General features: G+C 66.6%; 20 protein-coding genes. 6 read left to right on the top strand and 14 right to left on the bottom strand.

What is annotated here, in order from left to right; translation table 11 throughout:
• Positions 1–143 precede the first annotated feature (143 nt).
• Entirely contained in the window at positions 144–1139 is a 996-nt protein-coding gene (locus AAFP30_RS00405) for a LacI family DNA-binding transcriptional regulator (protein WP_419227853.1), read from the bottom strand.
• Between the two features lie 171 nt (positions 1140–1310).
• Between AAFP30_RS00405 and AAFP30_RS00400 the strand changes: the two genes are divergently transcribed.
• Together AAFP30_RS00400 and AAFP30_RS00395 are read left to right on the top strand one after the other, a co-directional pair.
• A complete protein-coding gene (locus AAFP30_RS00400) occupies positions 1311–2729 on the top strand; it encodes a sugar porter family MFS transporter (RefSeq protein WP_419227852.1) in 1419 nt (472 codons plus the stop codon).
• A gap of 35 nt (positions 2730–2764) precedes the next feature.
• Positions 2765–3763, top strand: a complete 999-nt coding sequence (locus AAFP30_RS00395) for a sugar phosphate isomerase/epimerase family protein (RefSeq protein ID WP_419227851.1) — start codon at positions 2765–2767, stop codon at positions 3761–3763.
• Positions 3764–3852: 89 nt separating this feature from the next.
• On the opposite strand, the gene AAFP30_RS00390 is transcribed toward AAFP30_RS00395, so the two are convergent.
• From AAFP30_RS00390 to AAFP30_RS00365, 6 genes are all read right to left on the bottom strand, one after another.
• Complete coding sequence (locus AAFP30_RS00390) at positions 3853–5052, bottom strand: fatty acid desaturase family protein (RefSeq protein WP_419227850.1); 1200 nt, start codon at positions 5050–5052, stop codon at positions 3853–3855.
• A 152-nt stretch (positions 5053–5204) separates the two neighbouring features.
• A complete protein-coding gene (locus AAFP30_RS00385; RefSeq protein WP_419228621.1) occupies positions 5205–6518 on the bottom strand; it encodes a fatty acid desaturase family protein in 1314 nt (437 codons plus the stop codon).
• Positions 6519–6822: 304 nt separating this feature from the next.
• Positions 6823–7926, bottom strand: a complete 1104-nt coding sequence (locus AAFP30_RS00380) for a GNAT family N-acetyltransferase (RefSeq protein WP_419227849.1) — start codon at positions 7924–7926, stop codon at positions 6823–6825.
• A 47-nt stretch (positions 7927–7973) separates the two neighbouring features.
• Complete coding sequence (locus AAFP30_RS00375) at positions 7974–9116, bottom strand: ferredoxin reductase (protein ID WP_419227848.1); 1143 nt, start codon at positions 9114–9116, stop codon at positions 7974–7976.
• Between the two features lie 95 nt (positions 9117–9211).
• Positions 9212–9778, bottom strand: a complete 567-nt coding sequence (locus AAFP30_RS00370) for a DUF6912 family protein (protein WP_419227847.1) — start codon at positions 9776–9778, stop codon at positions 9212–9214.
• 51 nt (positions 9779–9829) lie between these two features.
• Positions 9830–11290, bottom strand: coding sequence for a wax ester/triacylglycerol synthase family O-acyltransferase (locus AAFP30_RS00365; protein WP_419227846.1), 1461 nt, complete (start codon positions 11288–11290; stop codon positions 9830–9832).
• Between the two features lie 146 nt (positions 11291–11436).
• Here AAFP30_RS00365 and AAFP30_RS00360 point away from each other — a divergent pair, with 146 nt between their 5' ends.
• Positions 11437–12513 (top strand): 2,3-butanediol dehydrogenase, encoded by a 1077-nt coding sequence (locus tag AAFP30_RS00360; protein WP_419228620.1) that lies wholly within the window; start codon positions 11437–11439, stop codon positions 12511–12513.
• Between the two features lie 4 nt (positions 12514–12517).
• Here AAFP30_RS00360 and AAFP30_RS00355 read toward each other — a convergent pair whose 3' ends face one another.
• The 3 genes from AAFP30_RS00355 to hpf all read right to left on the bottom strand — a co-directional run bounded on the left by AAFP30_RS00355 (position 12518) and on the right by hpf (position 17029).
• Complete coding sequence (locus tag AAFP30_RS00355; RefSeq protein ID WP_419227845.1) at positions 12518–13069, bottom strand: Rv3235 family protein; 552 nt, start codon at positions 13067–13069, stop codon at positions 12518–12520.
• 158 nt (positions 13070–13227) lie between these two features.
• The gene (gene secA, locus AAFP30_RS00350; protein ID WP_419227844.1) at positions 13228–16095 is read right to left on the bottom strand and encodes a preprotein translocase subunit SecA; all 2868 of its coding nucleotides are present in this window, start codon (positions 16093–16095) and stop codon (positions 13228–13230) included.
• 136 nt (positions 16096–16231) lie between these two features.
• Positions 16232–17029 carry a ribosome hibernation-promoting factor, HPF/YfiA family gene (gene hpf / locus AAFP30_RS00345; RefSeq protein WP_419227843.1) on the bottom strand — a complete coding sequence of 266 codons (798 nt, stop codon included), beginning with the start codon at positions 17027–17029 and terminating at the stop codon, positions 16232–16234.
• 481 nt (positions 17030–17510) lie between these two features.
• On the opposite strand from hpf, the gene AAFP30_RS00340 reads away from it, so the two are divergent.
• Positions 17511–18185 carry a ComF family protein gene (locus tag AAFP30_RS00340; protein WP_419228619.1) on the top strand — a complete coding sequence of 225 codons (675 nt, stop codon included), beginning with the start codon at positions 17511–17513 and terminating at the stop codon, positions 18183–18185.
• A 31-nt stretch (positions 18186–18216) separates the two neighbouring features.
• On the opposite strand, the gene lpqB is transcribed toward AAFP30_RS00340, so the two are convergent.
• From lpqB to mtrA, 3 genes are read right to left on the bottom strand one after another with little or no spacing between them, the layout of a single operon-like run.
• Positions 18217–19956, bottom strand: coding sequence for an MtrAB system accessory lipoprotein LpqB (gene lpqB / locus AAFP30_RS00335; RefSeq protein WP_419227842.1), 1740 nt, complete (start codon positions 19954–19956; stop codon positions 18217–18219).
• Positions 19949–21598, bottom strand: a complete 1650-nt coding sequence (mtrB, locus tag AAFP30_RS00330) for an MtrAB system histidine kinase MtrB (protein WP_419227841.1) — start codon at positions 21596–21598, stop codon at positions 19949–19951. The genes lpqB and mtrB overlap by 8 nt, the downstream gene beginning before the upstream one ends.
• Positions 21595–22272, bottom strand: coding sequence for an MtrAB system response regulator MtrA (mtrA, locus tag AAFP30_RS00325; RefSeq protein WP_419227840.1), 678 nt, complete (start codon positions 22270–22272; stop codon positions 21595–21597). Before mtrA ends, mtrB begins: the two co-directional genes overlap by 4 nt.
• A gap of 81 nt (positions 22273–22353) precedes the next feature.
• Here mtrA and AAFP30_RS00320 point away from each other — a divergent pair, with 81 nt between their 5' ends.
• Positions 22354–22989, top strand: coding sequence for a dTMP kinase (locus AAFP30_RS00320; RefSeq protein WP_419227839.1), 636 nt, complete (start codon positions 22354–22356; stop codon positions 22987–22989).
• 63 nt (positions 22990–23052) lie between these two features.
• Positions 23053–23694, top strand: a complete 642-nt coding sequence (locus AAFP30_RS00315; RefSeq protein ID WP_419227838.1) for a hypothetical protein — start codon at positions 23053–23055, stop codon at positions 23692–23694.
• 78 nt (positions 23695–23772) lie between these two features.
• Here the strand turns inward: AAFP30_RS00315 and ahcY are convergent, their stop codons facing one another.
• A complete protein-coding gene (ahcY, locus tag AAFP30_RS00310) occupies positions 23773–25245 on the bottom strand; it encodes an adenosylhomocysteinase (RefSeq protein WP_419227837.1) in 1473 nt (490 codons plus the stop codon).
• Positions 25246–25282 lie beyond the last annotated feature (37 nt).

The following is a 25282-nucleotide window of genomic DNA, read 5'->3' as shown; positions in this document are numbered from 1 at the left end:
TGTGCGGACCGGGGGGGGATTTCCACACAGGTCCAGGCTGGTCGGCGAGGGTTCGCGCGGCACGCGTATACGACTACGCGGGTTTCGGTCGACACTTACCCCCGTAGCGGAGCACCCCTACTCACCCGGCGCAGTGGCATGTCCTACACGGGCCGTGGAGCCCCCGTCGTCCCCCGCACCTTCAGCGACGGTTCCAGCACGATGTCGTAGCTGTCACGCGCGGTCTCCTCCAGCAGATCCACCGCGAAGTCGACTGCCCGACAAGCCAGTTCGTGCGGATCCTGGTGGATGGTGGTGAGATCGATGCGCGGGTTGTCCGAGAGCAGGCTGTCGTCGTAACCCATCAGGGAGATGTCGCCGGGGACGTCGAGCCCGCCGCGGGACAACACGTCCAGTAACCCGAACGCGCAGCGGTCGTTGCCGGCGAGGATGGCCGTCGGTAGCGCGGCTCCGGCCATGATCGCGCGACCGGCATCGGCGCCGGCGGCCTCGTTGTGCGCACCCGGTACCTCGGTGATGTGGTCGGCGAGGTCGTTGTCGCGCATGGCTTGTCGATAAGCGTCACGCCGATCGTCGGATCCGGGATCACCACCACCGTCGACGTGGGTGATGTCGCGGTGACCGAGTTCGACGAGATAGTCCACCGCCATCCGCATACCGGTGACATCGTCGGTACGCACCGTGGCCAGCGGGATCTCGGACGCACGTTCGGGCAGACGTTCACCGACGACGACCGTTGGCGCGCGCTGGGACAAGTCGCTCAGATACTCTGACGACGACCCGGGACCCAACAGGATCAGCGCACCACAGCGATGCGCGAGCAGCGCATCGATCGAATGCGCCTCCGGTTTGTCCGGCAGGTTCGCCGACAGCAGCACCTCGTACCCACGCTTCTCCGCGGCCGGATAGATACTCGTCACCATCGCCGCCTGGTGCAGCTGTTGCACATCCATCAACACGCCAAGGGTCCGCGAACGCCCTTGGGCCAGCACCCGCGCGGCGGAGTCGGGCCGGTACCCGAGTTCCTCGGCGACGGCCAGCACCCGCTGCCGGGTCTCGTCACTGGCACCGGGTTTGCCGTCGAGGATGAACGAGACCAGCGTGCGCGAGACTCCGGCCCGCTCGGCCACCTGTGCCATTGTCGGCCGCCGTCGGGACCTGTTCACTGCTGAGCTCGGTGGCACCGGATACCCCTTCTGTCGAAAGTGACTGTTGACACAGCCACGGGTTACCCACATCATAGTCCTAACGCGCGTTACTAACGCGCGTTAGATGACCAAAGACTTTCCCGGCGGAAGAGGTCCACCGACATGACCACCACCCCAGTCCCGACAGCGTCGCACGGGCGTTTCCTGACCAAACTGACCGTGATCGCCACGCTCGGCGGTCTACTGTTCGGCTACGACACCGGGGTGATCTCCGGTGCCCTGCTCTACATGAAGGACGACCTCGCGCTGACGTCGTTCACCGAAGCGCTCGTGGTCAGCTCGCTACTGTTCCCCGGCGCCGCGTTCGGCGCACTGTTCGGTGGTCGCATCGCCGACCGACTCGGCCGCAAACGCACACTGCTGATGTGCGGCGCGATCTTCCTCGTCGGCGCGCTGGCCTGCGCGTTGGCGCCCACGGTCGCGGCGATGGTCGTGGCACGCATCATCCTCGGGTTCGGCGTCGGCGCCGCCGCGGTGACCTGCCCGCTGTATCTGGCCGAGATGGCTCCCGCCGACCGACGCGGACGCATGGTCACCATCAACGAACTCATGATCGTCACCGGCCAGATGCTCGCCTTCGCCATCAACGCCCTGCTCAACCACCTGATCGACGACCCGCACGTCTGGCGCATCATGCTCGCCGTCGCCGCGATCCCCGCCGTCACCCTGCTCGTCGGCATGCTGTTCCTGCCCGACTCACCCCGCTGGTACGCGCTGAAGGGCCGGATGGACGACGCCCGCTCGGTACTCAACCTGTCCCGCACCCCGTCCGAAGCCGCCGCCGAATACGCGATCATCGACGAGCACACCCACCACATGCTCTCCACCAAGCGCAAGCCGCTCACCATCCTGCGCGACGTCCCCTGGATTCGACGGATCGTGCTCATCGGCTGCGGGCTCGCCATCGTGCAGCAGGCCACCGGCATCAACACCGTCAACTACTACGCACCCACCATCCTCGAACAGAGCGGCCTGGGCGTGAGCGCCGCGCTCGTGGCCACCATCGCCGTCGGTGTCACCTCTGTGGTCACCACCATCATCGGGATCGTGCTGCTCGGCTACCTCGGTCGCCGCACCATGCTGCTCATCGGGTTCGCCGGCGTCGCCGCCTCCCAGGCCGCCCTCGCCCTGACCTTCCTGCTCCCCGAATCCACCACCCGCAGCTACGTCATCCTCGCCTGCATGGTGCTGTTCGTCGCCTTCGTCCAAATGTTCATCGGCACCTGCGTGTGGCTACTGCTCTCGGAGATCTTCCCGCTCAACATCCGCGGATTCGCGATGGGCATCGCGGTGTTCGTCCTCTGGTGCACCAACGCACTGATCTCGTTCGTGTTCCCGCTGCTGAACTCGTCGCTCGGCTCGACCGGCACCTTCGGCCTGTTCGTCGCCGTCAACATCGTCTCCTGGGTGTTCGTCTACCGCATGGTCCCCGAAACCAAGGGCACCACTCTGGAAGAACTCGAAGAGCGCCTCGAGGTCGAGCACACCGACCGCTTCGCCGCCATCCCCGAAACCGTCTGAAACAAGCTCTCTACCAACACTATTGGAAGGACATCATGAAACTCGGCGTCTACACCGCCATCCTGCACGACCGCCCACTGCCCGAGGCGCTGGAGGTCATCGCGTCGGCCGGTCTGACAGGCGCGGAGATCAACGCCGGCGGCTTCCTCGGCACCCCGCACCTGCCGGTCCAGGAACTGCTGTCCGGTGAGATGACAGCCGCCGACTACCTGAAGATCTTCGACGGCACCGGGGTCTCGATTGCCGGGCTCAACTGCAACGGCAACCCGCTGCACCCCGACCCCGAGGTCGGACCCGAGGACGCCGACGACCTACGCAACGCCATCCGCGTCGCCGGCCTCCTCGGCGTCGACCGCGTGGTCACCATGTCCGGACTGCCGCAAGCACATCCGGGCGGACAGTGGCCGGCCTGGCACGTGAACACCTGGGACTCCGGCTACCTCGACTCCCTCGAATACCAGTGGGACGAGGTCGCTGTTCCGTTCTGGGTGGAGATCGACGCCCTGGCCCGCGAGAACGGCGTCAAAGTCGCCATCGAAATGCACCCGCAGAACCTGGTGTTCAACCCGCCCACTCTCAAGCGGCTCGTCGACTTCATCGGCGCCACCAACGTCGGCGCCGAGATGGACCCCTCGCACCTGTTCTGGCAGGGCATCGACCCCGTCGCCGCCATCGACTGGCTCGGCCCGCTGGTCTATCACGCCGCCGCCAAGGACACCCGGATCAACAAGAACTGCCAGATCTACGGTGTCCTCGATGAACGCTTCACCCGAATCCCATTGAGCGACAACCCCACCGGACTCGGCGGCAAACACGTCGTGAACAAGTGGCCCGAGGACTCGGCCTGGGACTTCGTCGCCGTCGGCCGTGGCCACGACGTCGAGTTCTGGGCGCGTTTCCTGCAGGCACTGGAGAAGGTCGACCCCGACATGTGGGTCAACATCGAACACGAAGACGTCGAGTTCGGGCCGCTGGAGGGACTGCAGGTAGCCGCGGACAACCTCACCGCCGCCAACTCTGCGCCCGTCGCCTGACCACGAAAGTTCTTCCCCCGCAAGTGCAAAGATCCTCCGGTTGTGCAATCGGAGGATCTCTGTAATTCGGGGGAAGAACTTTGGCGAGATCAGCGACGACGCCGCTTGCGCTCGCGGAGCTCGGCGATCGCCGACTTGAGTCCGCGGGTCTTCGGCATGCCGGCGAACCGCCGCTCCGACGCCGTCTCCGGAGCGTCGTCTGCAGTGGCGCGCAGGAACTGATCCGGCAACGCCAGTTTGTTGATGGTGCGCAACGTCTTCAGGTACTGCATCAGCAGCGAGCCCGTGGTGTAGGGCAGGTCGTACTTGTCGCACAGTTCGCGGACCCGCACCCCGATCTCCGCGTACCGATTACTCGGGAGGTCCGGGAAGAGGTGGTGCTCGATCTGGTAGCAGAGGTTGCCGGACATGAACGCCATCGCCGGGCCGGCCTCGAAGTTGGCCGTGCCCAACATCTGTCGCAGGTACCACTGCCCCTGCGTCTCCCCTTCGAGGGATTCGGCAGTGAACTTCTCCGCGCCGTCGGGGAAGTGACCACAGAAGATCACCACGTAGGCCCACAGGTTGCGGACCAGGTTGGCGGTGAGGTTGGCGGTCAGCGTGTGCCGGAAGTTGGGTCCGGTCAGAGCCGGGTAGAGGACGTAGTCCTTGGCGACCTGCTTGCCGACCTTGCGCAGGAACAGCTTGAGCTTGGGAATCGTGACCTCACGCGGACGCTCGCCCGCGCGGTACTCACTCAGATCGAGGTCGTGCAGCCCAATCCCCCACTCAAAGGTCAAGGCCAAGAACACATTCATGAACGGCTGAAGGAGTCGGCCCGGCTCCCACGGCTCATCGCGGGTGACCCGTAGAACCTTGTAGCCGACGTCGTGGTCCATGCCGAGGACGTTGGTGTACTTGTGGTGGATGTAGTTGTGCGAGTGCTTCCAATGCGGCGACGCGCACACCATGTCCCACTCGTACGTGGTGGAGTGAACCTCGGGATCGTTCATCCAATCCCACTGCCCGTGCATCACATTGTGCCCGAGCTCCATGTTCTCGATGATCTTCGACAGCGACAGCGCTGCGGTGCCGAGCAGCCACAGCGGCCGTTTGTTGCTGCCGATGAGCGCGGCCCGGCCGACGACCTCGAGTGCCCGGTGCGCGAGGATCGTGCGGTGCAGATAGCGGACGTCGCGTTCACCGCGGTCTGCCTCGATGTCTCGGCGCAGTGCGTCGAGTTCGGCGCCGAGCGCCTCCACGTCGGAGGTGCTCAGGTGCGCGTACTCATTGATGTCGGTGATCGCCATTGGGTTCCATTATGCCTGCCCGCCGGTTGAGCAGCTGTCGCGTTGTGGTTTCGACGGACGCCGCCTCGGCTAGCGCCTCGGAGGCTGCTCAACCAGCGGAGACGTCGCGCCTCGGCTGGCGCGTCGGAGGCTGCTCAACCAGCGGGGGATGTTCAGGCCGCGCGACGCTCGTCGGCGTAGGGCTCGGTCCGCATGCCGTGGACGCGCTTGCGGCCGCGCAACGCCTTGATCGCCGACCGCAGTCCGCGGCGGCGACCCGAACGCGGATCGACCGTCAAGTGCAGGTGTTCGCCCTCCGGCAGACCGGTCGTGAAGCGACGCTCGGACGCAGTCTCCGGAGCGTCGTCGCTGGTCGCCTTGAGGTACTTGTTCGGCAGCGACAGCTTCGCGATGGTGCGCCACGACTTGGCGTACTGCACCGGGAACGACCCGGTGGTGTAGGGCAGGTCGTACTTCTCGCACAGCGCCTGCACTCGCACAGAGATCTCGGCCAGCCGATTACTCGGCAGATCCGGGAAGATGTGGTGCTCGATCTGGTACGACAGGTTGCCGCTCATGAAGGCGAGCACCGGTCCCGACCGGAAGTTGGCACTGCCAAGCATCTGCCGCAGGTACCACTCGGCCTGGGTCTCACTGTCGACGTCCTGCTTGGTGAACTTCTCGGCACCATCGGGGAAGTGTCCGCAGAAGATCACCGCGTTGGTCCAGAAATTGCGGATCACGTTGGCCATCAGGGTGGCGGTCGCCGCCTTGCCCCACGCCTTGCCGTACCCGACCTTGTGACCGGTGGCCGCGGAGACCACCGTCGGCTGGATCACGTAGTCCTTGAGGACCTGACGTCCGACCTTGTGGCCGACGTCGGCGAGGTCACGCTTGAACTGCGCCTTCGCCTCCGGCGTCTTGCGCTTCTTGCCGAGCTCGAGATGCTGTGCAGCAACGCCATATTCGAAGAGGGCGGCGAGCAGCGTGTTGTAAACCAGGTTGCCCAGGTAGAACGGACGCCATCGCTGATCGCGGGTCACGCGCAGCAGGCCGTAGCCCACGTCGTCGTCCATGCCGAGCACGTTGGTGTACTTGTGATGGATGTAGTTGTGGGTGTGCTTCCAGTGCGCCGACGGGTCGGTGTTGTCCCATTCCCAGGTCGTCGAGTGGACTTCCGGGTCGTTCATCCAGTCCCACTGGCCATGCATGATGTTGTGGCCGAGTTCCATGTTCTCGATGATCTTGGCCACGCCGAGGGTGCCGGCGCCGGCCCACCAGATCGGCCGCTTGGACGAGCCGAAGATCATGGCCCGGCCGATGGCCTCGAGGCCGCGGTGCAGGCGGATCGTGTTGCGGATGTACCGCACGTCCCGCTCGCCGCGGTCGGCCTCGATCTCGGCGCGGATCGCATCGAGCTCCGCGCCCAGCGCTTCCACGTCAGAGGGCGACAGATGCGCGTATTCGGGGATGTCGGTGATCGCCACGAGTGCTCCCATCCAGGGTTTCGGTATCGGGTTTCAGACGGTGTCGGGTGGGTCTCACGCCGACCTACCATTCCGTAACTTACGCAAGCGTAGGTTAAGGGGCGGGGTTCTGTCCACCCTTTTGACGTCTCGATCCTCCGGATGTGAGAGATGCCACGCGTTGCCCATGTGGTAGTGGCGGGTCGGCAGCCCTTCGTGGCTCGGCTAGCGCCTCGCACCTCAGGGATCGGTACGGACCACCCGGCGCCTCGCACCTCAGGGATCGATGCGGCTAGCGCCTCACACCTCAGGGATCGAGGAGTCTTCAGGGTGTGAAGGGTTCGCGGAGCAGCTCGAACCCGACGAGGTCCTCGTAGACGCCGTCGGAAAGGGCGGCCAGTTCCTGGGTGCCGTAGCAGCGGAAGCCCGACGCCTGGGCGAGCTTCATGCTGCCGGTGTTGCTCGACGCGGCGAGCAGGGTGAGGCGGCGGATGCCGAGAACGTCGAAGCAGTGCCGAACAGCGGCCGGCATGGTCTCCGACAGCACGCCGGACCCGCGAGCGTCGGGGTGGGTGTAGAAGCCGATCTCGGCGCCGGTGGTCGGGTCGATCTTGAAGAGACTGATGTCGGCGAGGTAGGTATCGTCGTCCTTCTCGGTGACCACCCAGGTGCAGGTCTCGCCGCGGGCGGCGGTCCACCATTTACGGGTGCGTTCGGCAGTGGCGGCCGACAGGTTGAGCGGCGATGGACGCTCGAACAGGTACTTGCGGGAGATCGGGTCGTCGAGGGTCTCGCGGATGCGTTCGTCGTCGGACTCGCGCAGTGGTCGCATCCGGAAGCGTTCGGTTTCGAAAGCGGTTGTCCGCCAGACTGTTTGCGGTCCGGGCGGATCGTCGGCGCGACGTGAGACCAGCCAGGCGTCGTGGATGGTGCCGTGCAGATCGAGGCGGTCGGGCGCCAGCGCATCCATGCTGAACCCGCAGGCATGCGCGACCCGCAGGCTCGCGATGTTGCCGACGGTGCAACTCCCCCGGATCACCTGCTTGCCCTCGGCGAACGCGTGGTCGACAGCCAGTGTCACCGCACGCTTCATCAGTCCTTTGCCGCGAGCGTCGGGATGCAGTGAGTAGCCGAGGTCGACGACCGACCCGCTGCCACTGATGTCGACGTGCCCGACGAAGCGGCCCTCGTACTCGATGGCCCACACCATGCCGATGCCCTGATCCCAGGTCCGCGGCACCATGACCATCGCATACGCCTGCGCGTCGGCGCGGCGATAGGGAGAGAAGATCGGCGTCCACCGCAGCATCTCGGGGTCGGTGGAGAGTTCGATGATCCGATCCACATCGTCGGCGGCGTGCGCACGCAAGGTGACGACGCCGTCGGTGAGGACAGGGACGTTCAGCGGCCAGGCGGTGTCGGGTCGCACGGTGTCAGCGTAATCGACCCGGTACGCCTACGGCGCCCCAACCCTCATCAGACGTCGAGCGTGCAGTCCCCGGCCGCGGCGCTGACACAGGTCTGGATGCGCTCGCCCTCGACGTGTTCGACACCGGATCGCAGGTCGCGGACCGCGCCCCGGTCGAGCATGACGACGCAGCTCTGACAGATACCCATGCGGCAACCGAAGGGCATGATGACGCCGGCCTCTTCCCCGGCCTCGAGGAGCGTGGTGGCGCCGTCGACCTCGATGGACCGGTCCGCTTTCGTGAAGGTGACGGTGCCGCCCTGGGCGCCGGTCGCGCCGCGTTCGAGCGCGAACCGTTCGATGTGCAGATGCTCGCCGACGCCGCCGTCGACGTACATGTGGTGCAGCGCGTCGAGGAACCCCGACGGGCCGCACGCCCAGGTCTGGCGGTCGCGCCAGTCGGGCACCAGGTCGGCGAGGACCTCGGGGGTGACCTTGCCGGGGTTGTCCGAGCCGGCCCGCGTGTACTGCACGTGCAGGTCGATGACGCCGTCGGCGGCCATCTCGGCCAATTCGTCGGCGAAGAGCAGGTCGTCGGGGGTGGGGGTGGAATGCACCACTCGAATATCGCTGTGCTGCTTACGATGTCGGATCATCCGGAGCATCGAGATGATCGGCGTGATGCCGCTGCCCGCGGTGACGAACAGGATCTTCGCCGGCAACGGTTCGGGTAGGACGAACTCGCCCTGCGGCGCGGCGAGCCGCACGACGGTGCCCGCATGGACGCCGTTGACCAGATGCGACGACAGGAATCCTTCGGGCATCGCCTTGACCGTGATCGCGATGCTCTTGTCGTCGGACTCCTCGGCCGCGCCGCCGGTTCCCGGTGCCGAGGTGAGCGAGTACGACCGCCAGGTCCAGCGGCCTTCCATCAGCACGCCGATGCCGACGTACTGGCCGGGCGCGTAATCGAAGGAGAAACCCCAGCCGGGACGAATGCGAATGGTCGCGGTGTCCTCGGTTTCCTGGGTGACCGAGATGACCTTGCCGCGCAGCTCGCGGGCCGACCACAGCGGATTCGCCAGGTGCAGATAGTCGTCGGGCAGCAGCGGTGTGGTGATGCGGGCGAAAGCCGCTCGCGCCCAATGGGCTCCGCGACTGCGCGCGGCCACGTCACGCACCGGCTCTTCGAACCGTTCGAGCCAACTCACAGGGCATCCACCTCGTTCTTCGCTAAGTTACGCTTCCGTAGGTTAGCCCAGATCGACGTCGACGCAAAGGCGGAGCCGAGGTTGTAACCGAAATCTCAGAGCAGTTCGAGCAGGAACGGCAGCTCCTGGGTGGCGTACCAGGCGAGGTCGAAGTCCTCGATGTCGCCGACCGCGAGTTCGGCGTCCTCGTTGCCGAGGTCTGCGGCATCGATGACCACGACGGCCGCACGGACCTTGTCCTCGGCCTCGGCGACGTCGACGTGGACCGACGCGATGTCGCGCAGGGGGACGGGTCCGGAGATCTTGACGACGGCGTCGTCGAGTTCCGGATGCAGACCGACCTTGTCCACATCGGCGGCCACCACCACCCGACGCGGCGGAAGTTTGGGTGTGTCACCGGGTTTCGTGGCCGCCTCGTCGGCGGCCAGTTCGGCATCGGCCTCGGTATCGCCGGCTTCGGGCGCTTCGCCGGCGAGCAGCCGCAATGATGCCCGCGCCGCCTCACGCATCGCGACCTCGGAGAGTTCTTCGTCGTCGCCGGAGGTGAACGACTCCCGCAGAGCGGGCGTCAACGCGAAGCCGGTGCCGCCGATCGCCCGGAACTCCCCCGTCTCGGTCAGCTCGGCCAACATGGCCAGTGTCGCCGGTAGATACACTCTCATCGCATCCGTCCTCGTGGTCTCACTCGATCACCGAATTAGCTTGTCGCACAATCACTTGATCACCGACAGTTCCTCGAACGACTCGAGCACGTAGTCGGTCATCGCGGGCAGGTCGGGTAGCACTCCCCGGTCGGCGATGAACGCGAACTGCAGCTCGTCGCGGTAGTCGACGACGCTGATCGCCAGGGCCCGCTGCGCCATCAGCGTGGGGATGGCATACAGCTCGGTGACCGGGTTGCCCGCGATGAAGCGCGGCGCGACGGGCAGCGTGCCCATCGCGATCGGCACGTTGTAGTTGCGCCGGTTCAGGTTTCGGAAGGTGCGCGAGCTGAGCTCGGGGAACGGCACCACCCCGAGTTCGGGGAACCACGGTCGCGGTCCCATCGACAGCCGACGTGACGACTGCGCGTAGCGATTGGCCAGTCCCGCGACCTGCGCCAGGCGAACGGTTGGATTATCTTCGCCCACAGGAAGATCCGTGACGAAACTGGGCTTGCCGACACTGACCCATCGTCCTTCGGCATCGATGCGGCGTTCCACCGCAGGATCGCGTGCCGAGAGCGGCAGCACCACCCGGACCGTGTCGTCGGCCTGCACGTACTCGTGGACCGAGAGCATCCATCGCCGCAGCACGCCGGACACGATGGCGAGTTCGACGTCGTTGAGGGTGCAGTCGTAGCGCTCGGCGATCTTCGCGCACCCGCGTCGCGGGACTGTCGCGACCGCGAAAATGCGGGTCGACGTGGTGGCGTTGTTCAGCGGACTCGCCGGCGCCGAGTCGGTGATCTGTTGTACGACGTCACCGAACCGGCGTACCGCACCTTCCATCCCGGACCGCAACTCGGAGACGATCGAGTTCCCGCGCAAGACGGATTCGATCAGATCACCCGGTCGCGACATCGCCTCGGCCAGCGCGCCGAACGCGAGCGACGCCGCGCCGGGCGGCGAACCGGGCATCCACAGATCCTCGTCGAGGACCGGTTGCTCTGGACTTTCGTCGCAGATGACCTCGCTGATCTCGAGTGCGCCCGCACCGTCGACGAGGCAGCGGTGGGTCTTGGTGAGGATCGCGAGTTTGCCGTCGGGCAAACCTTCGATCAGGTACATCTCCCACAGCGGCCGGGTGCGGTCGAGGGGTCGGGACATGACGCGCGCGATGAGGTCCTGGAGTTGCCCGATGTCGCCGGGCCGGGGCAATCCGGATCGTCGGATGTGGAAGTTGATGTCGAAGTCGGGGTCGTCGACCCACACCGGCCGGGCGAGGCCCAGCGTCACCTCGCGCACGACCTTGCGATAGTTCGGCGCCAACTGCAGCCGGTTCTCGACGAGCGCGACGAGCCGCGGGTAGTCGAGGGTGGCGGGGGTGGTCGGTGTGTCGGAGTCGCTCGGCTGCTCCTCGTCGGCCGCAGCAGCGTGGGGATCGATGATCAGCAGCACTCCGAGATGGGTCGTCGCACCGGTCTCGTCGAGAAAGTAGAACATCGCGTCGCGCGGAGACAGTCGATTCACCACGCAGATGATCCTATGCGGTGCGGTCTCGGGCCCTCCCCCTGTGTCGCAACCCGCTGCAACCGTTGACCCGATCGCGGGGTGAGCGCCCAATGGCAGGTGATCGATCCGAACGTGGTCGATCCGGCGAACTCGACGAGGAGATCATCATGCGGGCAGCGCGCTATTACGACCGGGGCGACATCCGGATCGAGGACATCCCGGAGCCCGAGGTCGGCCCGGGAATGGTCGGCATCGACGTCGCGTGGTGCGGGATCTGCGGCACCGATCTGCACGAATACGCCGACGGCCCGATCTTCATCCCGCCGGCCGGGCATCCGCAGCCGATCAGCAAGGAGAGTGCACCGATCACGCTCGGTCACGAGATGTCCGGGGTGGTCTCGTCGGTCGGACCCGGCATCGACGACATCGCGGTCGGCGACCATGTCGTCGTCGAGCCGTACATCCTGCACGACGATGTCGACACCGGACCCGACAGCCACGACTACCACCTCTCGGCGGACATGAACTTCATCGGCCTCGGCGGCTGCGGCGGTGGGCTCGGCGAGAAGATCGCGGTCAAACGACGCTGGGTCCACACGATCTCCAAGGACATCCCGCTCGACCAGGCCGCGCTCATCGAACCGCTCTCGGTCGGCTATCACGCCGTGCAGCGCAGCGGCGCGAGCGCCGGGGCGACCGCGGTGATCACCGGTGCCGGTCCGATCGGATTGCTGACCGCGGCGGTGTGTAAGGCAGAGGGCATCACGACGATCATCAGTGAACCGAGTTCGTTGCGGCGGCAGAAGGCGGTCGACGCCGGTGTCGGCGACCATATCGTCGATCCAACCGCCGAGGACGTGGTGGCCCGGGTCCGGGAGATCACCGGCGGATCGGGCGCCGACGTCGGATTCGAGTGCACCTCGGTGCAGCCCGCGCTGGACACGCTCTTCGACGCCCTGGCACCGACCGGTGTGCTGGTGGTGGTGTCGATCTGGAGTCACCCGGGATCGGTGGAGATGCAGAAGCTGGTGCTCAAGGAGATCGACATGCGGGGCACGATCGCCTACGTCAACAGCCACCCGGCGGCGATCGCGCTCGTCGAGTCGGGCAAGGTCGATCTCGCGCCGTTCATCACCGGACGGATCGGGCTGGACAATCTGATCGACGAAGGCTTCGACACGTTGATCCACCGCAACGAGACCGCCGTCAAGATTCTCGTCTCTCCCTCAGGGGCCGGCGTCTGAAGAGTCAGACCATCGTCAATTCGACCAGCTGCCAACGATATTCAACGGTCCGGGGCAAGGCCGACCGGGTGCTGCCGGTGGCCGCGCGGACGCGGCATGGCATCTGCTCGATGCGCCCGGCGAAGGCCCGCACGCGACCGTTGCGTCGATAGTTGCCGAAGATCTCCGCGGCACCCGGCCCGCACATCTGGACGTGGACGCGCCGCACCGTGGCGGCCGACTCCGCGCCGGTGCGGCCGCTCATCGCGCGGGTCAGCGCGATGAGCTGTTCCTGCAGCGGCAGCGCGACGCGACCGTCGAGCTGGCTCATGTTGCGGCGCCGGTCGATGACCTCGAGTACCAGGCTGATGGTGGCGATCGCGAACTGTCGCGCCTCGAGTGTCGTCGCCGACGGTGCCCGCCCCCGCTGCGGTGGCGGCGGCGCTGACGTCGTGTCCGGTGCGGGCGGCGGGGCCGACGAAGCGACCGGTGGGGGTTCGTACGGCGGTGCCGGACGGATCAGGACTCGATGCGTCTCCATGAGTATCGGACGCAGCGGGGGTCGATCCGGTTCCACTTCCGCGGAAAATTCCTTCGGATGGTGGGTGCGGCCGGTTTCCGAGGTTCGGTCACCGGGCCCTTCGTGGCTCGCCTATCGGCTCGCACCTCAGGGAGCCTTACCGCCGGCTGAGGAGCGACGTGCGAGCCTGCGAGCCCGACGCGTCACGAAGCCCGTCAGCGACGTTTCTTGGACTTCGGCGGCTTGGCGCGGTTGCTCTTGGCGCTCTCGCGGGCGGCGGCGCGTCGTTCGCGACGGCTCGCGGAGACCAGTGCGGGGTCGTCGAGCTCCTCCTCGTCGGAGTGGATCTCGGTGCCACCGCCCTCGGCCGGGCCGGAGTAGGTCATCGGGACGTCGGACCGGTCCTGCACACCCGAGGCACGCAATGCGGCCGGAGCCTCCTGCTGCTCGGGCTCGGGCTCGGTCGGCGCCACCGGCGCGGCCGCCGGCACCGCCGACGATGCACCGTTGGGTGCGGCCGCGGTGGCCGCGGCCAACCCGGCCAGAGACGGGACGGGCGGGGGCGCCGGAGCGGCCTGTTCGGTCTGCACCTGCACGTTGTAGAGGAACCCGAGGGCCTCTTCCTTGAGGCCGTCGAGCATGCCGCTGAACATGTCGAAGCCCTCGCGCTGGTACTCGACGACCGGGTCGCGCTGGGCCATCGACCGCAGGTGAATGCCTTCGCGCAGGTAGTCCATCTCGTAGAGGTGGTCCTGCCACTTACGGTCGAGGACGGTCAGCAGGATGGTCCGTTCGAGCTGACGCATCGCGCCCTCGCCGGCAATCCCCTCGATCTCGGTCTCCCGCTTCGCGTAGGCCGCGTGGGCGTCGGCGAGCAGGATCTCCTTGAGTTCGTCGGCGCTGATGTCGTCGCGTTCGCCGTATTCGTTCTCGCCGACAACCTCTTTCGGGTTCAGCTCGACCGGATACAGGGTGCGCAGCGCGGTCCACAACTGGTCGATGTCCCAGTCCTCGGCGTAGCCCTCGACGGTGGCGCCGTCGACGTAGGCCCCGACGACGTCGTCGATCATGGTCTGCACCTGCTCGCTGTGGTCCTCGCCCTCGAGGATGCGGCGGCGCTCACCGTAGATGACCTTGCGCTGCTCGTTCATCACCTCGTCGTACTTGAGGACGTTCTTACGAACCTCGAAGTTCTGCTGCTCGACCTGGGTCTGCGCACTCCGGATGGCCTTGGTGACCATCTTCGCCTCGATCGGCACATCGTCGGGCAGGTTGACCCGGTTCATGATCGACTCGAGCGCCGCGCCGTTGAAGCGCCGCATGAGTTCGTCGCCGAGGGACAGGTAGAAGCGTGATTCGCCGGGGTCGCCCTGACGACCGGAGCGACCGCGCAGCTGGTTGTCGATGCGTCGTGACTCGTGTCGCTCGGTGCCGAGCACGTAGAGTCCACCGGCCTCCTTGACGGCCTCGGCCTGCTCGGACGCCTCGTCGCGCGCGGTCTCGATGGCCTCCGGCCACGCCTCCTCGTACTGTTCGGGCGTGTGCACCGGATCCAGCCCGGCCTTGCGCAGGCGGGTGTCGGCGATGATGTCGGCGTTGCCGCCGAGCACGACGTCGGTACCGCGACCGGCCATGTTGGTGGCGACGGTGACCGCGCCGAGACGACCGGCCTCGGCGATGATCTGGGCTTCCTGCTCGTGGAACTTGGCGTTGAGCACGCTGTGCGGGATGCCACGACGCTCGAGCTGACGCGATAGATACTCCGACCGCTCCACGCTGGTGGTACCGATCAGGACCGGCTGCCCCTTCTCGTGGCGCTCGGTGATGTCGTCGGCGACCGCGTCGAACTTGGCCTCTTCGGTCTTGTAGATCAGGTCGGTCTGATCCTTGCGGATCATCGGCTTGTTCGTCGGGATCGGCAGTACCCCGAGCTTGTAGATCTGGTCGAACTCCGCGGCCTCGGTCTCGGCGGTACCGGTCATGCCCGCGAGCTTGTCGTACATGCGGAAGTAGTTCTGCAGAGTGATCGTGGCCAGGGTCTGGTTCTCGGCCTTGATCTCGACGTGTTCCTTGGCCTCGATCGCCTGGTGCAGGCCCTCGTTGAAGCGCCGGCCGTCGAGCACACGGCCGGTGAACTCGTCGACGATGAGCACTTCACCGTTGCGGACGATGTAGTCCTTGTCGCGGTGGAAGAGTTCCTTGACCTTGATCGAGTTGTTCAGGTAGCTCACCAGCGGCGAGTTGGCCGCCTCGTACAGGTTGTCGATACCGAGTTGATCCTCGACGAACTCGACACCGGCCTCGTGCACACCGATCGTCTTCTTCTTGATGTCGACCTCGTAGTGCACATCTTTTTCCAAAAGCGGTGCGATACGGGCGAATTCGGCGTACCACTTGCTCGATCCCTCGGCCGGGCCGGAGATGATCAGCGGAGTACGGGCCTCGTCGACGAGGATGGAGTCGACCTCGTCGACGATGGCGAAGTTGTGGCCGCGCTGGACCAGTTCGGGCAGCGAGTGCGCCATGTTGTCGCGCAGGTAGTCGAAGCCGAACTCGTTGTTGGTGCCGTAGGTGATGTCGGCGGCGTACGCCTCGCGCCGTGCGTCGGAGTTCATGCCGGTGAGGATCACGTCGGTGGTCAGACCGAGGAAGCGGTGGACGCGGCCCATCCACTCGGAGTCACGTTTGGCCAAATAGTCGTTGACGGTGACGACGTGCACGCCCTCGCCGGACAGTGCGTTGAGGTAGGCGGGCAGCACACAGGTCAGGGTCTTGCCCTCACCGGTCTTCATCTCGGCGATGTTGCCGTAATGCAGCGCCGCGCCACCCATGATCTGGACGTGGAAGTGTTTCTGTTCGAGCACGCGCCAGGCCGCCTCACGGGCGACGGCGAAGGCCTCGGGCAGCATTTCGTCGAGGGATGCCCCGTCGGCGATGCGCTCCTTGAATTCGTCGGTCTTGGCACGCAATTCGGTGTCGGTCAGCGCCTCGACCTCGTCGGAGAGTCCTTCGACGTGTGATGCGATCGCATCGAGTCGCTTGACCATCCGGCCTTCACCGATGCGCAGCAGCTTGTTCAGCACGGTGGATCGAGTTCCTCACTCTTGTCGGCAACACACGAAATCCGACCTGCGCGGGAAGCACAGGCCGGATTCCATGGTACTCAGGTCGCCTTAGCGCAACCTGATCGGTCTGGGCCGATCGGTCTGCGACCGGGCCTCAGGCGAGGCGGATCAGTCCGTAGTCGAACGCATGGCGGCGGTAGACGACCGACGGCTTGTCGCTCTCCTTGTCGTGGAACAGGAAGAAGTCGTGCCCGACGAGTTCCATCTCGTAGAGCGCGTCGTCGACCGACATGGGCACCGCGTCGTGCTCCTTGATGCGCACGATCGTGCCCGGCTCGTGCGGATCGACGCCGTCGTCCCATTGTGGCTCGATCGGCCCCGATGTCTCCGGGACCACGCTGACCTGGTTCTCCTTGAGTGGCGGCGCACCGATTTCGGTGGCCTCGGCGACCGAGATGGGCCGACGGTTGCCATAGGAGACCCGGCGGCGGTCCTTCACGCGGCGCAAGCGCGACTCGAGCTTGTCGAGCGACGATTCGAGTGCTGCGTAGAAGTTCTCGCCGTGGCCCACCGACCGGGCCTTGGGGCCCTTGCCGATCGCGGTGATCTCGACTTGTTGACAAACCTTGGACTGCCTGCGGTTGCGTTCGTGATTCAGCTCGACGTCGAAGCGGAAAATTGAGGGGTCGTACCGCTCGAGACGGGCGAGCTTGTCGCCGACGTAGATGCGGTAGTGGTCAGGTATCTCGACGTTGCGGCCGTTGAAATCGACCTTCGCGTTGGGTTCGGCAGGCTCGGATTCCTCACCGTCGGGGCCGGGTGGCCGGACGAATGCGAATGCGGGATTGAACGCGTCGTCGATCGAGTCCTGCGACGCGGTGTCGGTGCTCTCTGCTCTCGGTTCACCGACCTTCGATTCGCGATGGCCCTTGCGGTGGATGACAGATGACATTCAACTACCTCCTTCGTTTGCTCCCGATCCGCCCTCACATCACCATCGCGCCCGCCGGACCTGCTCACTGGTACTGGCGGCATGCTGCCGCTGTGAGCGTCGTCGCCGTCGACCGCAGGAGATGTCCGGGATGGTGCCGCGGGTGCCCGCACATCGTGGCCTGCTCGGGGCGATTGTGAAATCCGTTGTCGCGCTGATGATCTCGTAGTCACATCGGGAATCGATGACATACCAGCCGACGGCTGGCACTCAGGCGCAGAAGGCCTCACCTCCTTGGAGAAAGTTGGCGGCTACCTGTTGTGCCTTCGACCGTAGCCGGAAGTTCGCCTGCAGGCCACGTTTATGCGCAACGCGACACGTATCCATCAGATGTCGGGACCGAAGACCCCGTGCCGACGGGCCCTGTGGATGGATCTGCGGGGTCGGCCCCACGAGATGCGACGATGCATGCGTGACCCTGTGGAGCCGGGCGACCGAGGTGATGACGGAGGTTTTCCGGTCCGGCTCGGATCTGGTGGTGCCGATCGTCTGCGGCGGCTGTGAACGGCCGGGCGTGTCGTGGTGCGCCGACTGCGCGGCCGCGCTCGCCGACGACCCGATCGCAACGACCCCACGCGTGGAGGTCGGGGTGCCGGTGTGGGCGCTCGGCCACTATCGGGGTCCGCACCGCGACGCCCTGATCGCCATGAAGGAACACGGACGACTCGACCTGACCGCGCCGTTGGGACGCGCACTCGCCCGGGGTGTTGCCACCCTGGCCCGGTGGGGTGAACTGCCCGACGCCCCGACGCTGGTGCTCGTTCCGGCACCCACCCGTGCGTCCTCCGCGCGTCGGCGTGGCGGGGATCCGGTGACCGCGATGGCCACCACTGCGGTCCGCGTCCTCGGTACACACAGTCACGTCGCTCCCCTGCTGGTCACGTCGGCCTGGACCAGGGACTCGGCCGGTCTCGACGCCCGCCGGCGCGCGCAGAACCTGTCCGGCGCGATCCGTGTCCGCGAGCGTGGCGCCCACGCTCGGGAGCGGGCACGACGGTCGTGCGTGATCCTCGTCGATGACGTCGTCACGACCGGTGCGACGGCCGCTCAATCGGTCCGGGTGCTCGCCGGGATCGGGGTGGAGGTGGATGCGGCGCTGGTGGTCGCGGCGGCGTGACCCGCCGGGGCCGTCCGCGGGGCGGCTCGGATCAGGGCAGGACGGGGATCGCGTCGGCGGTCATCGCCGGTTCGACCTCGGTCCAGTACTGATCGGGTTGCCCGTTGGTGCTGCCGAGTCGCAGCACCCCGCGGGTGTCGCCGACGTACACCGTGTTCGCGTTGGCGACCACGGCCCGCACCGGCGGCGAGAGGTTGCCGCTGAGCAGTCCGACCGCAGGCGTGCCGTTGATGGACAGCTGCACCACCGGCGATTCGACGGCATCCCGGGCGATCATCAGGGTCGTGGGTGACGCCCAGTCCAGCGACATCGCACGGTTACCGATGTTGTAGGCGGCGATGCGCGGGCTGGTCAACGACACTCCGCCGTCGGCGTTGGTGGTGATCACCGCGAACACCACCTGCCCGCCGACGATCATCGCCACCCGCACGCCGTCGGGACAGACCTGCAGTTCGGTGATCGGCCCGCGGGCCACCGTCGCGACGGACGCGGCATCGACGGTGGTCAATCGTTCGCCGTTGCCGGATTCGTCGCGCACCCACTGCACCGGGCGGCCGTCGATGACCGCCCAGACGGTGTTGGCGTCGACCGCGAACGACGGTCGGGTGATGGTGTCGCCGGACAGGATGATGCCCGGCTCGGCGCCGTAGGGGCCGATGGCCAGGTCGAGCCGCGGTCCGGGGCCGGTGTGCGCAAGGGCTGCGGCGACCCGCTGCCCGTCGGGCGAGATGACGCTCGACCGCACCGCGCGGCTGGTGCCCAGCGACCCGCCGACCGGCACGGTGCCCGAGTCGGTGATCTTGAGCAGCGCTCCCGACCGGATGATGTTGAGCCCGACGTCGGTGGCGGGTACCGCCGTCGGGTCGAAGGACTTCACGTCGGCGAGTTGCCAACCCGACGCCCGTTCGGCGATGAGCGGACCGCCGTCGGCGTTGATCAGGTATGGCCCGCCGATGTCGGCGGCGTCGAGGGTCCAGATGATCTGTGCGGCAAGGGCGGTACGGTCCCGCACCGACGCCGACCCGATGCCGGTGAGCTCCACCCGCACGCCGCCACCAGGCAGGGATGCCACCGGGCCGCGTAGCGCGGAACCGCTGGGGAAACCACTGTCCACCGAGCCGTCGAGGTCGGCGGCCTGACCGGCGATGAGGTGATCGATGAGGACGGTGGGTTCGGTGTCCTTGCCTGCGTAGAGCCAGCGGGGATCGGCGACGAGCCGCGTGCGGTTGCGGTCGGTGAAGTAGAGCGTGGCCGATCGGTAGGTCGCGTCGAACTGTCGCCGATCGATCATCGTCCCGTTGGGCAACGGGCCGTCGATGCGCCACTGGTTGTTGACCTTCACCAGCGACAGCGAGGTCTCGACCCGGCCGGTCGCCGGCAGTAGCTCCCCGTCGGACTTCAGGGTGCCGACGTTGTCGCCGATGAGCCGCAGCCGGACCGTCTGTTCGCTGCGCTGGTCCACGAAGACGTTGATCTCGTCGACGACGAGCATGTCACCGCGGTCGTCCCACTGGTCCGACGACGCGGTGGTCAGGAAGTTGCGGGCGGCGCGGTGGCCGGAGTCGGGGTCGGCGGTGGCCTTGAGGAAGGAACGCACCAGCGACTCGGGGTCCATGTCGGCCTGCGGAGTGGGGATCGCGTTGGTGGGGCCCTGCCGGGCGAACGCGGTGATCGGTTGCGGCGACGAGTCGGTCGGGATCGATGAGCAGCCGCCGAGTAGAACGGCCGCCACGATGGCGGCCACCGCACCGATGAACCTGCGGTCAGGCACTGCCGCCCCCCACGGTGGTCGACGACGTCTTGGTGCCGCCGACCGGCTTGAGGGGCAGCGGACTGCCGAGCACCTTGTGCCCACGGACCAGCGGCAGGGTCAGCCGGAAGCACGCTCCCTTACCGGGCTCGCCCCACGCTTCGAGCCGCCCCTGGTGCAGGCGAGCGTCCTCGATGCTGATCGCCAGGCCGAGGCCGGTACCGCCCGAGCGGCGGAACCGCGACGGGTCCGACCGCCAGAACCGGTTGAACACCAACTTCTCCTCGCCGGGACGCAACCCGATGCCCTGATCGCGCACGGTGATCGCCACGGCGTCGCCGTCGGACCGCATGGTCAGTGTCACGGGCTTGCGTTCTCCATGGTCGATGGCGTTGGCCAGCAGGTTCCGCAGAATCCGCTCGACGCGCCGCGGATCGATCTCCGCGATGACCGGTTCGGTGGGCAGGTCGAGCACGAGTTCGGTGTCCATCTCCTCGGCGAGGTGACTGATGGTCGCGAGCGCGCCGTCGATCGGGATCGCCATGTCCATCCGTTCGGCCGCCAGCTCGGCCATACCGGCGTCGTGGCGGGAGATCTCCAACAGTTCGTTGAGCAGCGTCTCGAACCGGTCGAGTTCCTTGTCGAGCAGTTCGACGGACCGCTTGCGCACCGGGTCGAGCTCGTCGCGGCCCTCGTAGAGCACGTCACTGGCCATGCGGACGGTGGTCAGCGGGGTTCGCAGCTCGTGGCTGACGTCGGAGGTGAATTGTCGTTGCAGCCCACCGAATTCCTCGAGGTGGGTGATCTGCTTGGAGAGGCTCTCGGCCATGTCGTTGAACGACATGGCCAGCCGCGCCATGTCGTCCTCGCCGCGCACCGGCATGCGTTCCTTGAGCCGGCCGTCGGCGAACCGGACCGCGATTCGCGACGCCGACCGCACCGGCAGCACCACCTGCCGAGACACCAGCCACGCGATCGCGGCCAGCAGTCCCATCAGCACCAGGCCACCGGTCAGCAGGGTGCCGCGCACCAGGTCGACGGTGTTCTGCTCGCTGGTCAGCGGGAACACCAGATAGAGCTCGAGGCCGGGCACCGACGAGTTCGTCGGTGTGCCCATGACCAGCGCGGGTTCGCTGCCGCCCGACTGATTCGGGATCGATGTGTATTGGTAGGCCACCTGCCCGCCCTGGACCATGTCGCGCAGGTTGTCGGGGATCTCCGATGTCGGACCGATGCCGCTGTCCTGTCCGTCCGCGCCACTGCCCGGCACCACCAGCACGGTGTCGAAGGTGCCGACGGTACCGGCGTTGTCGCTAGCATCGACGTCGCGATCGGTGAGCAGGGACCGCGTCTGCCGCAGCCGGTTCTGCACCGACATGTTGCCGTCGCTGCTGGAGAGGTCGCGTTCGACGGCGACCCGCGCCCGCTCGATCTCCTCGGTCGCGGCGGCGAGTTTCACGTCGAGCAGGCGGTCGGTGATCTGGCTGGTCAGGACGAAACCCAGGATCAGCAGCACCACGAACGACAGCACGAGGGTGGACACGACGATGCGCAGCTGCAGTGAGCGACGCCAGATGTGGCCGAGAGATCGACCGAAACCGCTGGCGCTCCGAGAAATTCGACCCAGGGTGCCGTTGACGCGCCGCCGGGGTCTACCGATCACGGCGGGCCGGCCTTGTAGCCGACCCCCCTCACCGTCAGCACGACTTCAGGATTCTCGGGGTCGGTCTCGACCTTGGCACGGAGACGCTGGACATGCACGTTGACGAGTCTAGTGTCGGCCGGGTGGCGGTAGCCCCACACCTGTTCAAGGAGCACGTCGCGGGTGAACACCTGACGCGGCTTGCGGGCGAGCGCGACGAGCAGATCGAACTCCAGCGGGGTCAGGGAGATGGGCACCCCGTCACGGGTCACCTTGTGCGCCGGGACGTCGATCTCGACCGGACCGATGGACAGCAGCTCGGCGGGTTCGTCGTCGGTCCGGCGCAGACGGGCGCGCACCCGGGCGACGAGTTCCTTCGGCTTGAACGGTTTGACCATGTAGTCGTCGGCGCCGGACTCCAGACCGAGGACGACGTCGACGGTGTCGGACTTCGCGGTCAACATGACGATCGGGACACCCGAGTCGGCCCGCAAGACCCGGCACACGTCGATGCCGTTCATGCCGGGCAGCAACAGATCGAGGAGGACGAGTTCGGGCCGGATCTCCCGGACCGCGGTCCGCGCCTGGGTGCCGCCGCCGACGACGAACGGTTCGAAGCCCTCGCCCCGCAAGACGATCGTCAGCATCTCGGCGAGGGCGGCGTCGTCGTCGACGACGAGGATGCGAGGCTTCATGTTCCAATGGTGACACTTTCGTGACCGAACCGGCGAGATGACGCGCCGGATCGGGGTCATGCGGCCGATACGATCGCCCACGTGGGCCAACTCATTGCCGTCGAAGGGCTCGACGGCGCCGGCAAGAACACCTTGGTGACTGCGCTCGTCGACCAGTGGCAGCGCAGCGGACTGCGGGTCTGGACGATCACCTTCCCGCGGTACGGCGAATCGCTGCACGCCGACATCGCAGCCGAGGCGCTGCACGGCGGACACGGCGATCTCGCCGACAGTGTCTATGGCATGGCGCTGCTGTTCGCGCTCGACCGCGCCGGCGCCAACGCCGAGATCCGCGCGGCACTCGCCGCGCACGACATCGTGCTGCTCGACCGATACGTCGCATCCAACGCCGCCTACAACGCCGCCCGCCTCGGCCAGGACGCCGACGGCGAGGTGGTGCGGTGGGTGGCCGATCTGGAGTTCGGCCGCCTCGGCCTGCCGGTCCCCGACCGCCATCTACTCCTCGGCGTGCCGGCCGAGGTCGCGATGGACCGAGCCGCCCGTCGCGCGGAATCCGATGCGTCCCGGACCCGCGACCGCTACGAGCGCGACCACGATCTACAGCACCGCGTCGATGCCGTCTATCATCAACTGGCGCAATCGAATTGGATGTCGGACTGGATGGTCACCGGCGACGCGGACATCACGGAGCTCGCCGTACATCTGTCGACCGAATGACCGTCGGAACCGCGCTCCATACTTTTGAGTACCCTGGCACCACCAACCCGTAAAGGACCTGGCATGACCTTCCCGCCCCCCGGGCAGCACTTCGGCCCGCCGCCTCCGATGGGCGGCGGCGCGCCCGGATATCCGCAGGGGTATCCGCAGCAGCCGTACGGGATGGGTTACTCGCCGTATCCGCCGCCGCAGCCGCCGCGTCGCCCGCGCACCGGGGGGCTCATAGCCGCAGGGGTCCTCGGTGGTGTCGCGATCTTCGCCGTCGTCGTGCTGCTCGGACATCTGCTGGGTGCGAACTCCGACCCGGACACGACGGCTTCCCCCGACACCATGCCCACGGTGACCGCCCCGACCCCGCCCGGCGGGGATCCGTCCGACGCGAACGGCACCGACGTCGCGGGCATCCAGGCGGCCATGCAGAAGTTCGTCGACGCCGTGAACTCACGCAACGTCCCGCAGATCCAGGCGGCGGTGTGCACCGCGGTCCGCCCGCAGGTGATCAAGCCGGTCGATATCACCGGCAACGTCGTCCTCGAAGGCCTCGGCAAGGTGACCGTCACCGGTAACTCCGCCCAGTCCCAGGTGATGACGCACCTCGAGGTCGGCGCACAACGCTCGACCTCCAAACAAGAGGACGAGAGTTTCACCAAGGAAAACGGGACCTGGTTTGTGTGTCCGGGAGCCGAGCCGGATATCGGTACGTAAGCCGAGCACCCAACGCGATAGCACCACCGAAACGCCCCCGTCAATCGACGGGGGCGTTGAGAGTCGGGGCGCTGATGTTCAGTAGCGGTAGTGCTCGGGCTTGTAGGGCCCTTCCACGTCGACGTTGATGTATTCGGCCTGCTCCTTGGTGAGCCTCGTCAACGAACCGCCGAGGGCTTCCACGTGGATGCGCGCGACCTTCTCGTCGAGATGCTTGGGCAGGCGGTAGACCTCGTTGTCGTACTCGTCCTTCTTGGTCCACAGTTCGATCTGCGCGATGACCTGGTTGGAGAAGCTGTTGCTCATCACGAACGACGGGTGTCCGGTGGCGTTGCCCAGGTTGAGCAGACGGCCTTCGGACAGCACGATGATCGACTTGCCGTCGTCGAAGATCCACTGATCGACCTGCGGCTTGATGTTGATCCGCTTGGCGCCCGAGCTCTCGAGGCCGGCCATGTCGATTTCGTTGTCGAAGTGGCCGATGTTGCCGAGGATGGCCTTCTCCTTCATCTGCTTCATGTGCTCGAGCATGATGATGTTGAAGTTTCCGGTCGAGGTGATGACGATGTCGGCGTCGGCGATGGCCTCCTCGACGGTCACGACGTCGAAGCCGTCCATCAGCGCCTGCAGCGCGTTGATCGGGTCGATCTCGGTGACCTGCACGCGGGCGCCCTGACCGGCCAGCGACTCCGCGCAGCCCTTGCCGACGTCGCCGTATCCGCAGATCAGCACCTTCTTGCCGCCGATGAGGACGTCGGTGCCGCGGTTGATGCCGTCGATCAGCGAGTGCCGGGTGCCGTACTTGTTGTCGAACTTCGACTTGGTGACCGAGTCGTTGACATTGATCGCCGGGAAGACGAGCTCACCGGCGGCGGCGAACTGGTAGAGGCGCAGCACGCCGGTGGTGGTTTCCTCGGTGACGCCCTGGACCGACTCGGCGACGGTCGACCACTTGGTCTTGTCCTGCTCGAAGCTGTTGCGCAGCAACTCCAGGAAGACCTTGTACTCGGCGGAATCGCTGTCGTCGGCGGACGGGACGACACCGGCCTTCTCGAACTGGGCGCCACGCAGCACCAGCATGGTGGCGTCGCCGCCGTCGTCGAGGATCATGTTGGCCGGCTCATTGGGCCAGGTCAGCATCTGCTCGGCGGCCCACCAGTACTCCTCGAGAGTCTCGCCCTTCCAGGCGAAGACCGGCACACCCTTCGGCTCGTCCTGGGTGCCATGTGGGCCGACGACGATCGCGGCGGCCGCGTGATCCTGGGTGGAGAAGATGTTGCACGACGCCCAGCGGACCTCGGCGCCGAGCGCGACCAGCGTCTCGATGAGCACGGCGGTCTGGACGGTCATGTGCAGCGACCCGGAGACCCGCGCACCCTTGAGGGGCAGCACGTCCGCGTACTCGCGGCGCAGTGACATCAAGCCCGGCATCTCGTGTTCCGCGAGTTCGATCTCCTTGCGGCCGAAGTCCGCGAGGGACAGGTCGGCAACCTTGAAGTCGATTCCGTTCTTGCTGTCGGCCTGCAGTCCAGCGCCCTGCGCAGTCGTCATCTGATCCCCTTGTCGTTCGCCAATGGTCGGTGCCATC

Origin of the sequence: Gordonia sp. CPCC 205515, assembly GCF_048537925.1 — a bacterium.
Taxonomy (GTDB): Bacteria; Actinomycetota; Actinomycetes; order Mycobacteriales; family Mycobacteriaceae; genus Gordonia.
This window is presented reverse-complemented; position numbering and strand designations above follow the sequence as displayed.

Bases quoted from the DNA above. Each gene is read 5' to 3' on its own strand.
- AAFP30_RS00395 (WP_419227851.1), top strand. From the start codon at position 2,765: ATGAAACTCGGCGTCTACACCGCCATCCTGCACGACCGCCCACTGCCC.
- AAFP30_RS00400 (WP_419227852.1), top strand. From the start codon at position 1,311: ATGACCACCACCCCAGTCCCGACAGCGTCGCACGGGCGTTTCCTGACC.
- AAFP30_RS00360 (WP_419228620.1), top strand. From the start codon at position 11,437: ATGCGGGCAGCGCGCTATTACGACCGGGGCGACATCCGGATCGAGGAC.
- AAFP30_RS00405 (WP_419227853.1), bottom strand. From the start codon at position 1,139: ATGGCACAGGTGGCCGAGCGGGCCGGAGTCTCGCGCACGCTGGTCTCG.
- AAFP30_RS00340 (WP_419228619.1), top strand. From the start codon at position 17,511: ATGACGGAGGTTTTCCGGTCCGGCTCGGATCTGGTGGTGCCGATCGTC.
- mtrA (WP_419227840.1), bottom strand. From the start codon at position 22,272: ATGAAGCCTCGCATCCTCGTCGTCGACGACGACGCCGCCCTCGCCGAG.
- hpf (WP_419227843.1), bottom strand. From the start codon at position 17,029: ATGTCATCTGTCATCCACCGCAAGGGCCATCGCGAATCGAAGGTCGGT.
- AAFP30_RS00390 (WP_419227850.1), bottom strand. From the start codon at position 5,052: ATGGCGATCACCGACATCAATGAGTACGCGCACCTGAGCACCTCCGAC.
- AAFP30_RS00315 (WP_419227838.1), top strand. From the start codon at position 23,053: ATGACCTTCCCGCCCCCCGGGCAGCACTTCGGCCCGCCGCCTCCGATG.
- ahcY (WP_419227837.1), bottom strand. From the start codon at position 25,245: ATGACGACTGCGCAGGGCGCTGGACTGCAGGCCGACAGCAAGAACGGA.
- AAFP30_RS00370 (WP_419227847.1), bottom strand. From the start codon at position 9,778: ATGAGAGTGTATCTACCGGCGACACTGGCCATGTTGGCCGAGCTGACC.